The 12,692-nt window shown below is 40.2% G+C and carries 10 protein-coding genes; 4 read left to right on the top strand and 6 right to left on the bottom strand.

The genetic code is table 11. From position 1 onward, the window contains the following. The first annotated feature begins 217 nt into the window (after positions 1–217). The 4 genes from ACT29I_RS15245 to folE all read left to right on the top strand — a co-directional run bounded on the left by ACT29I_RS15245 (position 218) and on the right by folE (position 3,206). Entirely contained in the window at positions 218–793 is a 576-nt protein-coding gene (locus ACT29I_RS15245; RefSeq protein ID WP_430933775.1) for a superoxide dismutase, read from the top strand. Positions 794–1,053: 260 nt separating this feature from the next. Beyond that, positions 1,054–1,620: a nitroreductase family protein gene (locus ACT29I_RS15240; protein ID WP_444793869.1), complete on the top strand. Its 567-nt coding sequence runs from the start codon at positions 1,054–1,056 to the stop codon at positions 1,618–1,620. 182 nt (positions 1,621–1,802) lie between these two features. Continuing rightward, positions 1,803–2,510, top strand: a complete 708-nt coding sequence (locus ACT29I_RS15235) for a hypothetical protein (RefSeq protein ID WP_430933773.1) — start codon at positions 1,803–1,805, stop codon at positions 2,508–2,510. A 72-nt stretch (positions 2,511–2,582) separates the two neighbouring features. After that, entirely contained in the window at positions 2,583–3,206 is a 624-nt protein-coding gene (folE, locus tag ACT29I_RS15230; protein ID WP_430933772.1) for a GTP cyclohydrolase I FolE, read from the top strand. A 302-nt stretch (positions 3,207–3,508) separates the two neighbouring features. On the opposite strand, the gene ACT29I_RS15225 is transcribed toward folE, so the two are convergent. The 6 genes from ACT29I_RS15225 to ACT29I_RS15200 all read right to left on the bottom strand — a co-directional run bounded on the left by ACT29I_RS15225 (position 3,509) and on the right by ACT29I_RS15200 (position 12,691). Continuing rightward, the gene (locus ACT29I_RS15225) at positions 3,509–4,726 is read right to left on the bottom strand and encodes a T9SS type A sorting domain-containing protein (RefSeq protein ID WP_444793868.1); all 1,218 of its coding nucleotides are present in this window, start codon (positions 4,724–4,726) and stop codon (positions 3,509–3,511) included. Positions 4,727–5,153: 427 nt separating this feature from the next. Beyond that, positions 5,154–7,685: a glycoside hydrolase family 2 TIM barrel-domain containing protein gene (locus tag ACT29I_RS15220; RefSeq protein ID WP_444793867.1), complete on the bottom strand. Its 2,532-nt coding sequence runs from the start codon at positions 7,683–7,685 to the stop codon at positions 5,154–5,156. 452 nt (positions 7,686–8,137) lie between these two features. Next, positions 8,138–9,031 (bottom strand): DUF4249 family protein, encoded by an 894-nt coding sequence (locus ACT29I_RS15215; protein WP_430933769.1) that lies wholly within the window; start codon positions 9,029–9,031, stop codon positions 8,138–8,140. A 3-nt stretch (positions 9,032–9,034) separates the two neighbouring features. Beyond that, a complete protein-coding gene (locus ACT29I_RS15210) occupies positions 9,035–11,389 on the bottom strand; it encodes a TonB-dependent receptor (RefSeq protein WP_444793866.1) in 2,355 nt (784 codons plus the stop codon). A 114-nt stretch (positions 11,390–11,503) separates the two neighbouring features. After that, positions 11,504–12,097, bottom strand: coding sequence for a hypothetical protein (locus ACT29I_RS15205; protein ID WP_444793865.1), 594 nt, complete (start codon positions 12,095–12,097; stop codon positions 11,504–11,506). Between the two features lie 150 nt (positions 12,098–12,247). After that, a complete protein-coding gene (locus ACT29I_RS15200; protein ID WP_430933766.1) occupies positions 12,248–12,691 on the bottom strand; it encodes a hypothetical protein in 444 nt (147 codons plus the stop codon). Between the last annotated feature and the right edge of the window lies 1 nt (position 12,692).

Below are 12,692 nucleotides of genomic sequence, written 5' to 3'. Positions count from 1 at the left end.
TAAAAATTTTATGATTTGTATAGAAACATACTCGTAAATTATTCCAACGTTCATTTTTTTACTATTAGAAAGAGGCAAAGCTTTAATTCTTCAATTTCCTACAATATCCTTAGGATTTCATATTGGTTTTTATAAATTTGTTAATGGTGTTTTGCTAAACCTTTTTTCGGGTTAAAACACATTTTTACTAAAGACAAATTACATAAAACAAACGGTCATGAAATTTGAATTACCTACACTACCTTACAGCGCAGACGCTCTTGAGCCAACCATTAGCAGAAAAACCATTGAATTCCATTATGGAAAACACCACCAGGCCTACGTAAACAACCTTAACAATCTAATTGGCGGTACTGCTTTTGAAAACGCCGACCTGGAAACTATCATCAAAAAAGCTGATGGCGGGATTTTCAACAATGCCGCTCAGGTATGGAACCACACATTTTATTTTACTTCATTTTCGCCCAACGGAGGAGGAGTACCTTCCGGCCCCCTGTCAACAGCTATCATCAAAACATTCGGAAGTTTCGATGCTTTTAAAGTTGCCTTCGGAAAGGCTGCTGCCACCTTATTTGGTTCGGGATGGGCATGGCTGGTAAAAGATGCGAACGGAGAACTAAAAATAGTTCAAACAAGTAACGCAGGCAACCCTATGACTGAAGGTTTAACACCAATATTAACCTGCGATGTCTGGGAACATGCCTATTATCTAGACTACCAGAACAAACGTCCGGATTACATTGCCAATTTTTGGGAATTAATTGACTGGGACGTTGTTGGAGCAAGACTCTAGTGTCAAGTCATGTATAGAACTTCGGGTTAGTTACATTTATTATTGCATTTTTCAAAAGGAGAAAAAGTAAGTATAGCCGTCCTTTCAGACATGACGCAACACTAACATAAAGTTAGATTCTATATATCTTAAAGAACGGTTCTGGATAACATGATGTTTATTCAGAACCGTTCTGCGTTTTTTTTAAAATAAATTATTACATTAGGCTAAACTCTATACTGAAAAATAAATCTGGATTAATTCACAAAAATATCCTTAATATGTTAAAAGATCTAATACTAAAAAACCGAAGCTACCGACGATTTTATCAGGACAAAAGTATAAGTGAAGAAATACTTAGCGAACTTGTTGATTTAGCTCGCCTATCGCCTTCGGCCAGAAATGCCCAACCGCTTAAATACGTTTTGTCCAATACCCATGAAAAAAACAGCATTATTTTCAAGCATTTGTCGTGGGCCGGGTATTTAACGGAATGGCATGGACCTGAAGAAGGAGAGCGCCCGTCGGCGTACATTATCATGGTGAACGACACCGCTATATCATCCAACTTCTTTAGCGACAATGGTATTGCATCCCAAAGTATTTTACTGGGAGCTGTTGAAAAAGGATATGGCGGGTGCATCATCGGATCTGTTGAGCGCCTTCAATTGCAACGAGAACTGGAGATACCTGCCCACTTAAAGATTGTACAGGTTATTGCATTAGGGGTTCCTAAGGAAGAAGTCGTAATCGAGGAGTTTAACAAGGATCATAAGTATTGGCGCGATATGAAAGAAGTGCATCACGTACCTAAACGCAGCCTCCAAGATATTATAGTAAAACTATAATTATGATTCCTTTTAAATAGGTAAAGTATATTATACGTGTCGTCAGTTTTTTTAGCATTACCAAACGATCAATTTAAAGGAACCTATTGACTTTTATACCTATTCTTGAGTAAAACATTTTCCCGTTTATTTGTTTTACAAGATAGATGTACTGATTTTAAGAACAACAAAATTTGTCCGCCATGAGTCCTAAAAGAAAATTGACCTTTATTTTTTTGGTATTTACTATGTTGGCCGGAGCACAAGTCAACCTTGATTCGTTGTTGTTTAGGGGTGTTATAATGGAAGGTGACAGTTTGTTCTCGCTTCCCTATGCCAAATACACCGTGAACAAAAAAATCAGATATACGGCCAATGAATCCGGTCAATTCTCTTTTTGGGCCAAAGCGGGGGACATTGTCCATTTTTCGTATGTAGGATTTAAACCGCTTAACGTTCAGGTAAATGACTCTCTGGCAAACGAGAATTACTTAATGGGGATTTTCTTGAGTCGCGATACCATTAAATTATCGGAGGTAGTGATTATTCCCCAAATCATCAACCCTAATGCGGCGGCACGCAATATGCCTTTGTTAAGTACGGCAGACGATGTGGCGGCGCAAAACAATGTGGCCATGTCAACCTATCAGGCCAAAACACAACCTGTTACCAAATGGGACGCAGAAATGAACCAGAAGAACTTTATACAGGCCCGATCAAACGATATCGCCTACCAAACACAGGTGCAACCCGGTCATATGGCAGGAGTGAGCAACACGGCTCTATCTAAGCAAATTGACCGCTCCAAACTCAAAAACCTGCAAAAACCAAGGCGGCCTTACATCACCCAGGCAGAATGGGAATATCTGATATCCAGCTATAACGAAAAGATGAAAAAGAAATTTGAATAAACCAGATGTATTCCTGATTTTTTTTATGAATTTTGCCTTCTGGTTAAATTAGCGCATAACAAAGTACTACACATGGAATTTACTTTAAATGGAGAGGGTGGATATAGCAAGGTTGAAAGCTACGACGATGGCACTACAGAAAGCTTATCTTCTCATTATAGCGAGATTTTAAAATTATTGGGTGAAGATGTAAACCGCGAAGGTCTGGAAAAAACCCCCTTAAGAGTAGCCAAGGCCATGCAATTTTTGACTCAGGGCTACCAAATGGATCCTGAAGAAATTATTAAGTCGGCCATGTTCAAGGAGGATTACCAGCAGATGGTTGTGGTAAAAGATATAGAGATATACTCCATGTGCGAACACCATATGCTACCTTTTTTTGGAAAAGCGCACATAGCCTATATACCCCGCCACCACATTACCGGATTGAGTAAGATAGCCCGGGTGGCCGAAGCCTTTGCCCGCCGGTTGCAGGTTCAGGAAAGGTTGACCACCCAAATCAAGGATGCCATCCAAAACACCCTAAAACCGTTAGGGGTAGCTGTTGTTATTGAGGCGCAACATATGTGTATGCAGATGAGAGGGGTGCAAAAGCAACATTCGGTTACGACAACATCGGATTTTACCGGTGCATTCCTAAAAAATATTGCTACACGGGAGGAGTTCTTTAATATTATCTCGGGTAAGTTGCATTAACCGTGTGACGACAGAATTAACTGCTATATAATCATCATACCCCCATCCCGACATCGGCGAAACAGTGCTTCCCCTGTCTTATAACCAGTTAAAGCAACAGAGTGGGTTAAACCCGCAATATGCATTAGAAATTCTATTACACATTGAAATTACTTTAAAACAAGGCACTTCGTTGCATCACTTCAACTGACCAGAACGATGTTATGCCTCGTTTCAGTAATGCCTTGTTTTATTGTACTTGCAATGCTCATGACGAACCTCCAATACATAATCCGGGTTAAATAGCATTGATAAATTTGTGTTTATCTGCTTACCACTAGCTTAATCACTTTTCTGTTGCCATTCACCTCAATATTACAAAAATAAATACCCGAAGGCAGTTTTTCCGTATTCATCTGTGCCAGGTGCACACCTGCAGGTTGCCTTTTGTTGATCAACACTGTAACTTCTTTGCCTGAAATGTTGTATACCGACACTTTTACATCGGAAGGATTAACGAGAGTATATTCTATTATTGCATTTGACGTTACAGGATTAGGGTAACATCGTGCCTTAATTCTGATTGTTGTGTTTAATTCTTCGACAGACACTGTTCCTTCCGGGTTTGCGACTAAACCCGCCAGCGTAAAGATGCCCGTTGTAATCACATCAACATTACTGCTACCATCCAGGTTAGCTTGCACTATTTTGCTGCTTCCTGCGGTAATGTTCTCTGTCCAATAAATTTTTGATTCCTCGGTATCGACAGCGATATCCCGGGCAGTAACTCCTGTGGCAATTTGTACCGGACTGGTTTTGTCGATATTTATTCGGTAAATAACATCTGATCCCGAGTCTGTCCAGTATACATATCCGCTGCCTACAGCCATGTCGTAGGGATTTGACATGCTGATACCCGGAGTCATTGTCCAAACAAAAATGTTGTGATCAGTACCGTCGGTATTGCAATAGTAAATATTGTCGAAATTAATATTATTACTTCTTATATAATACAGTTTGTTTCCATAATAAGTGATTGAACGTAAATCCTCATTGGTGGATTCAAAACTAACATATTGTTTTATCATCACGATGGATTGGTTCGTTCCATCCATATCTGCCTCATATATCCGATCATCCTTGCCACTGTTAATCGTAAAATAAACCTTACGGTTCGCAGCATCAATGGTTAAACTGGTTGTAACGAAAAGATCTGGAATGCTTGTGAGTCCTGCAATATCCGTAATCACATCCTGAATGTTACCTCCATCTAAATTGGCCGACCTGATGCGGTTAGCGCCGTTTTCGATATAATATATTCTTTGGGGATTTACCGAATAGTCCACGGCTATATCCGTTAGATGGTCAACCCCATTAAAGCAAACCTCTTGATTTGTTCCATCACTCAAACAAGAATAAATCGTTCCACTATTAGGTAGGTAATCATACCCATTCATATAAAATAATTTCACCTGGCCCAATAAGCTAACATTTAGCAACATGGCACCAAACATTAAAAGAAATGATGTAAACAATTTCATGGCATAATTTTTTCAGCTGAATAACGTTTATCCTATTAAAGTTAAAGCTTTTTCAAACGTAATTCAAGCTAAAATCGCTCCGCTTCGCACCTCATTTATTTCCACGTCTTCCTTAGCCATTGCAGCATCTTCTTCATGTACCACTCACTACCTATTTAAAAAACAACATATTTGACGCATTGATGTAAACATTCTTGTCTTTTTATGTCGTTCAGATTAATCACGGGGAGGAGTTTTTCTTAATGCCTGGGGCAGGTTGCATTTGCAGGAAATTTAAAAAGTTATAAACCATAAATTTTATTAGTGAATTAATCATTGAAATACACTATAAACTACGACAAGTAAGTATCGAGATAATAATTAAAAAGCCAGATGAACAATAAGATCCATCTGGCTTTTCTTTGTCGCTTATGCCGTATAATAAAGTTTACCGAATATTTATCACTACTGCCCGTGTTTCAAAGCCATTTGCTTTAGCCTTTACTGTTACATTACCTTTTGTTTTATTCGATTGAACAATCGCCAAACACCTACCTTTATTGGTTACAATAGTGTTCGATTGAAAATCCTGAATATTATCGTCGGCTCCGGTATCCACACCTAATAAACGCACATCTCCCTCAATTTCAAAATCTACCTTTACATTTTCTGTTTTTATTGCACGTCCTTCTGCATCCACCAACTGAACAACTAAATGCGCTACGTCGTAGGCATCGGCCTGCAAGTTAGTTTTGTCGGCAGTTAATGTTATGCCAACAGGCTCAGAAGTCGTATGAAGTTCTGCAATAATCTCTTCTCCGTCAAAACCGGCTTTTGCCGTTAGTGTACCTTCTTCAAACGGAACGGTCCAACGATATATGCGGTCAGGGCACTCGGACATACTCTTGCGCCCCAAGGTGCGACCATTTATTAATAGCTCAACAATAGAATGGTTAGAACAAACTTCCACCATTACCTTTTCCCCCTTTTTGTAATTCCAATGCATTCTTGAATCCCTCCAACGGTACGATCCATTGTTATTAGGAAGCTGTTGTGCCGAGAACCCCGAAATTTTAAATCCCGACTCCTTTAATGGCAGGGTGCCAATAGAAATATGTGGCTTATTGATCCATATACTCTTAAAATAGTTCCATCCCTGAACTTTAAAACCTGCGATATCCAACAGATCGGACCATCCACTTTTCGAAGGCCAGTCGCCATGACGCTCTCCGATATAACCAATACCCGTCCACATAAAATTACTGAATACCCCCGGGTTTTCCAGCACTTGTTTCCAATCGTCCCAGGTACCCGGATTTTCGTTAATAGTAACCTGCTTATTCGGAAAGTGCTTTTGAGCCCAGGCGATATCCTTGTTCCTGTAGCTAAAACCTACTACGTCCACAGCATCGGCATATCCGCTGACCATACTGGTTTGCGGCACCACTAAATTAGCCGTGGTTGTCCGACTTGGATCCAGCTCTTTTACCCACTTATTGAGTCTCTCGGCTGTTTCGGTCAAAATATATTCTCCCTTTTCCGATTCATCGTAACGTTTCTTCATTTCTTCCGGGGAAAACATTGGTTCGCTTCCCCAGTATGCACCTGAGTTCTGCGGATCGTTTGGATCTTTCCAAAAACCGGTAACATAGCGATAGTGTAAATAAGTCCACTCAATCTCGTTGCCTATGCTCCACATAAATACACTGGGGTGATTACGGTCGCGAAGTACCTGACGCGTCAAATCGCTCTTGGCCCATTTCTGAAAATGCTCCACATAACCTCGGGTTATATAGTCGTCGTGACGATCGTGGTAGTTCTGACGTTTATCTTTGGCATAATCAAATTCATCGAAGATTTCATTTTGCACCAAAAAACCCATTTCATCACATAAATCCAAAAACTCCTTAGAATATGGATTATGCGCGGTACGGATGGCATTAACGCCACACGCTTTGAGTTCTTTCAGCCGGCGAACCCACACTCCCCGGGGAACGGCTGCCCCAACCAATCCTCCATCGTGGTGAAGACAAACCCCTTTCACATCTGTAAATTTTCCATTTAGGAAGAAACCTTTCTTCGCTTCGAAACGAACACTTCTGATTCCGAATGGGGTGTCATATTCATCTACAACAGCACCATCTTTTATCACTTTGGTAATGGCTTTATACATGTAAGGTGTTTCCGGTGACCACAGGGCAGGATTTTTTACCACGAAATTTTGAATGAAAGCATTTTTGTTGCTTCCTTTTAGGCTGCAATCCGTATTGGCACTGGCAACAGCGGCACCACTTGCATCCACCAACGAGGTGGAAAGAATAAATGCGCTTTCTTTATCCAAATCGTTTTCAACGGTCACCTCCAGCCTTACCGTTGCTTTATCGGCTGCCACTTCCGGCGTAGTTAAGTAAGTACCCCAAACAGGAATGTGCAGTTTATCCAGGGCCAATAACTTTACATGACGATAGATGCCGCTTCCTGTGTACCAACGGCTATCGGCATAACGTGAATGATCAACATGTACTGTAAGTACATTATCTTTTCCATCGGTAGTTAGGTGGTCGGTTAAATCGAAATATACCGGGGAGTAACCGTAAGGATTTTCTCCAAGACGCTTTCCATTCAACCAAAAAGTGGCGTTGTTATACACACCATCAAATAAAACAAAGGTGCTTTTCTCATCCTTATGGCCGGGAGTGGCAAAATGTTTTTGATAAACCCCCACCCCTCCGGGCAGATAACCGGTACAGCCTTCAAGTGTTGAATCAAAGGAGGCTTCCACACTCCAATCGTGCGGCAAACGCACCTCTCTCCAATCCGCATCGGCCATTGGAATCTGGGAAGGTATAGCAGTATCGTTTTGTAAGGCGAACTTCCACCCAAAATTAAAGTCTGTTTCTCTCTCGAATTTGTTGTGTTGATTCTGGCAAGCCATAAAAGCAACTGTTAGAACCAAAAACAAGTAGTGTAGTTTTTTCATTCTGTCTTGATTTAAAAATATTCAATGTTGTTATGAATACAAGTATAGGCAAATCAAGGATTTCAATTAACCTGAGCTGTTGAATAAAAACACGACAGGCCTATTTTTGCACCCAACATAAACTAGACATAAACCACAAAAAAATAAACTATATTGATTTTTAGACCTAAGGGTAGGCGTTTTGAAAGATTTCCTTATCAAACACCCCTCGCATTTAATAAAGCCGTGCAATTGTGATTAATCCCGCAATATGCATTAGAAATTCTATTACGAACACAATTTACTGTGATAAAAGATAAATGCTGAATTTATAGTTCTCGAAATAGATCACTATTACTGCGAACTAAAAATTTACGCTTCATTTTTTCTCTATGCATTTTGCGTTCCCATCACGAAAACTTAGAAATTAATCTGGTTAAACTAATTTAACAGCCAAAGTAGTTTTCTTATTATCATTTTCTTCTGGCCAATATGTCCTCGGTAACCCGAATAGAGTCCTGTACCAACGAATACACCCTAAAAAAACCTCTGCCATCGTTGCTCACATTGGTAGGGACATTTGCTGGCGGCCCACTAAACAATGGCACCTGTATCCCTGTTTCTTCATCCACAGCCAGTAAAAAATCGTAGTAATCCTTGTTGATGCTCTGCATCTCCAGTTTTACCCAATCACCTTCCTTCAGGAAATTACCGGTTAGGTCGCCGTCATTATCTTCCTCTACAACGCTCTGTACCCATACGCCATTCACATCATTCCCGTTAAAAAACTTATCGTCGGCATACTCTATTTCCGATAATTGAGGTGTGATCAGTTCATTATTCAAATAAGCCGTAAAAGCATAGTACTCTTTTGTTTCTTCAGGTTCCTGAGTAAACAAGAGTATTTGCCATTGCTTTTGCCCTTGCGTGGTGGTCCAATCCAGAAATATAGAATCAATTGGGGCAATGGGGTTCATCGCGTTACTGGCCTCATATTCTTCTGTAACACCATCATTGTTCACATCCACATTTGAAATATTCAGGGTGTAAGTTTTGCCATAAACCCCAATGTAATATCTGGGAATTACATAAGTCCCCTGCACCCCTGAAAGCTCGCTTAAGGTAATTTCGTTTTGCCCATCCGTTAAAGTAACCACAGCCCCTGATACCGGCGGGCTCGGCTTATCGCGTTGAAACTCGGAAGTAATCGACAGTTTAACAAAGTGCTCCTGCGCCTGATCGGTAAAAAAACCATCTACCACCAACTGCGGCCTATCCGTTTTAAAATCCATCTCAATTTCTTCGGTACAGGACCCAAGCATGGATATTACCAGGAATATAACTGTAAGATAAAGTATCTTGCTCATGACTTAAAATTTGAAGTTATAGGTAACAGATGGAACATATTGAAAAAGATAGGTTTTCTGCGCCTTGATTTCATAAAGATTGTCATCATCCTGCTCATAGTAAATAGACCAGGCGTTTTTACGCCCATATACGTTGTACAGAGAAAAATTCCATTCCCCCTGCCATTTTCTGTTCTTTTTGTTTTTGGCTTTAAGCGTATACGAAATATCCATCCGGTGATAATCGGGCATATTTTCTTCGTTTCGTGACGAATAAATGGGGATAATATCGCCCCCCACAAACATTCTACCTGTTGGTGCTGTCATTGGAGAACCGCTGGTATATATCCAGTTCATCCCCAGATGACCCCGTTTACCTACCTTTCGGTTAAGCACAACCGAGATATCATGGTTTCGGCTATATGGTGAAAGATATTTGTTGCCTTCGTTTATTTCCGGAATCTCCCTCCACGACCTACTCCAGGTATAGCCAATCCAACCATTATACTTTTCCTTTTTTACCTTTACCAACAGCTCGGCTCCATAAGCCCATGACTTACCAATCCTTAATTCTCCTTCCATTTTTTCGTTCAGGAGCAAGTCCGGATGATCCTTAAAATCGATGGTATTTTGCATGTCCTTATAAAAGAGCTCAACCGATGTTTCAATAGTATTGCCCGACAGGTTTTTAAAATACCCTACCGAGAACTGATCACTTATCTGCGGCTCAATGTTTGGTGACGACATAAACCAAACGTCCAGCGGGGTTCCGGAAGTGGAATTACTGGCCAGGTGCAGGTATTGACGGGTGCGGGCATAGCTTCCTTTTAACGAAGTAACGTGATTGAGCATATACGACAATCCAAACCGCGGCTCCAATCCCCAGTAACTGTTATAAACATCGCCTGATTCGTATTCTTTTTTGTCGATCTCCTCGTAGTTTTCGTCAAATGCATAGACGGTACCACGACCAATATTCTGCAAGCCTGAAAATCGCAATCCGTATCTTAAGCCCCATCGCCCTATACTCTGCGAATTGCCGATGTACAAAGCATGTTCCAGCGCATTGGCATCCGGAACTTCAATTCTGTTCATCAAGGCATTATCTCCTGTTCCCATGGCCGTTGCCGGTTCCATCCCATGATAAATGCTCTGCCCCCCGAAACTAAGGGTATTGTTGGGATTCAGATAATAGTTAAAATCAATCTTCAAACTATAATCGGTCAGTTTACTGTCCCACCTAAAACCGGAAGTCTCGTCATTGGCTTCCAGGTGATAATCGTAGTTGCTGTTTACCAGCGTTATATTCGAAAACAACTTAGGGTTGTAAACGTGGTTCCACCTAAGTGTAAAAGTTTGGTTACCGTAATCGATACTGGAGCGTGTTTCTTTGAATACATCGCGCCCGGTGTAAAAGCTCAGATACACCCGATTATTGTTGTTGATCACATGTTTTATCTTGGCATTGATATCGTAAAAAAATATTTTGTTGTCCCTATTGTCCTCGTTTCCGAACAATGGCAAAAACATATCGGCATAGGTACGTCGTGCGCTTAAAATAACCGATGTTTTATCTTTAACAACAGGCCCTTGAAGCGTTAACCTGGATGAAATGACACCAATACCTCCGTTGCCTTCCCAATATTTATTATTGCCATCGTTCATCCGCACATCCACCAACGAAGACAAACGTCCGCCATACCGTGCAGGAATATCTCCTTTGTAAAGTTGCACATCCTTGATGGCATCGTTATTAAAAACCGAGAAAAACCCTAACATATGACCTGCATTGTAAACAATAGCTTCATCCAGCAATATCAGGTTTTGATCGGGATTACCTCCCCGCACACTAAAACCGCTCGAGCCTTCACTGGTTGCCTGAACCCCGGGCATCAACTGCAGCACTTTTATTACATCTACCTCGCCCATCAAGGCAGGTACCGCCCTTATATCTTTGTTTTGCAATTTCTGAACACTCATTTGCGGATCGCGCACATGGGCATCGGCCTTTTTTGAGGTCACCACCACTTCTTCAATGGTCTCCGTATCTGCAAAAAGCTCGATATCTAAGGTGGTATTACCGGTTATTTCTATGGTCTTGGCAACCGCTTTATATCCCAGATATATAAATTCAACTTCATATGTTCCGGCAGATACGCTAAACGAGTAAAAACCGTAAAGATTAGATACGGTACCCGTTTTCAGGTTTTTGAAATATACGGTGGCCGCAATCAGCAACTCACCAGTGGCTCCATCTTTTATATGTCCGCTCAACACAACCAAGTCTTTGTCGGTAGGCGATTCGTTATCACCCCTTGCTTTATTCTCAAAAAGAAATGTGATACCTATTAAGAGGATAAGTATTTTTATAGTGTCCATCTTTTCTCTGGTTCAAAAGATTAAATTCAATTATCAGTTTTATTACGGTTCAATGACAACTAAAAATAAAGATGGTTGCAAATTAGTTTAAATTAATTGGGATTGCTTTTATTTTCAAAAAACTACCCCAAATCTAAATCCCGACTCATTAATTCTTTTTCGGTTATTATCCAGACCAAATCCCAACAAGGCATGGAATTTTGTATAAGGATTGACAAAAACTCCTAACCCATTATTAAAATCATATTTTGCTCCCAATCCAAATAAAGCACCAATACCACCTTGCGAATCAATTGGACTATTATCGCTTATATCCATTCCTAATAGCATACCTCCATTTACATAAAAGTACTTTAAAAAAATGGCTCTTAGGGCAACAGGAACATGAATTAAATACATTTCTCTTCGAGAGTTATATACTTTCCCGGGCATTGGAGCATTACTAACAGAAATCTTGTGTTCAGAATAATCTATTCCAGTTTCTAAATCCAACCAATTGCTTAAAGGCTTAAGGTAGCTAATTCCTATAGTAAAAAACCCATCCCCATCGTAGCTAGGTCCACCTATTAATGCGTCACCCGAAACAACATTGTCTCCTAACGAAGAGTAGATGAAACCGATCTGGGACTTTCTTGATTTTGTTATAGCCTCTTGAGCTTGCAACGCAAAGCCTACAAATAATAGCGCTAGAAGAATGATTGTCTTCATGATTATGGAAAATTTGATGATTTGTTATGTCGTAGACGCAGAATAATTATAAAGGTTGCTTGATTCTTACAACTTAAACTATACATGCCATTCTTACAACTCTCCTCCTCTTAAAAAACGTTGTGTAATGTAGCTATTTACGGTTCTTTATTAGTAAAAACAATACCTCACCCCTATCATACTTCTTAAGTTTGTTTCACCATCAGTATAAAATAAAGGTGCGGCTTCTATTAAAAATGATACTTTCTTAAATCCCTGAAACGGAAAAACCTCGACAGAACCAGGAAAGACAAATCCAAAATCGGAATCGTATTTGGTGAATGGCTCTATCAAAAAACCCATGCCTACTGAAAATCGGTGATATTCTTTTTCTTCGAACCTTAAAAAGCAATCCAACTCTGCGGTAATATCTTCAAACTCCCTGTTGGTTCCGATCTTTATTTCCCCCGTTAAATCGTTGGTTTTAATCTTCGTAAGATAGGTGTGAAATGATAAGTTGTGAAAGGAGTAATAAGTGATTCCGTACTGACCATAGATGCTGGTTCCAAATAGCAATATAACAGCAGTTATAAACACTTTAGTTGATGAGTTCATG

The organism is Saccharicrinis sp. GN24d3, assembly GCF_052400645.1.
GTDB lineage: Bacteria > Bacteroidota > Bacteroidia > Bacteroidales > Marinilabiliaceae > Saccharicrinis.
The sequence above is the reverse complement of the archived record's forward strand: the minus strand, read 5'-3'. Positions and strand labels throughout refer to the sequence as shown.

Bases quoted from the DNA above. Each gene is read 5' to 3' on its own strand.
- ACT29I_RS15245 (WP_430933775.1), top strand. From the start codon at position 218: ATGAAATTTGAATTACCTACACTACCTTACAGCGCAGACGCTCTTGAG.
- ACT29I_RS15240 (WP_444793869.1), top strand. From the start codon at position 1,054: ATGTTAAAAGATCTAATACTAAAAAACCGAAGCTACCGACGATTTTAT.
- ACT29I_RS15235 (WP_430933773.1), top strand. From the start codon at position 1,803: ATGAGTCCTAAAAGAAAATTGACCTTTATTTTTTTGGTATTTACTATG.
- folE (WP_430933772.1), top strand. From the start codon at position 2,583: ATGGAATTTACTTTAAATGGAGAGGGTGGATATAGCAAGGTTGAAAGC.
- ACT29I_RS15225 (WP_444793868.1), bottom strand. From the start codon at position 4,726: ATGAAATTGTTTACATCATTTCTTTTAATGTTTGGTGCCATGTTGCTA.
- ACT29I_RS15220 (WP_444793867.1), bottom strand. From the start codon at position 7,685: ATGAAAAAACTACACTACTTGTTTTTGGTTCTAACAGTTGCTTTTATG.
- ACT29I_RS15215 (WP_430933769.1), bottom strand. From the start codon at position 9,031: ATGAGCAAGATACTTTATCTTACAGTTATATTCCTGGTAATATCCATG.
- ACT29I_RS15210 (WP_444793866.1), bottom strand. From the start codon at position 11,389: ATGGACACTATAAAAATACTTATCCTCTTAATAGGTATCACATTTCTT.
- ACT29I_RS15205 (WP_444793865.1), bottom strand. From the start codon at position 12,097: ATGAAGACAATCATTCTTCTAGCGCTATTATTTGTAGGCTTTGCGTTG.
- ACT29I_RS15200 (WP_430933766.1), bottom strand. From the start codon at position 12,691: ATGAACTCATCAACTAAAGTGTTTATAACTGCTGTTATATTGCTATTT.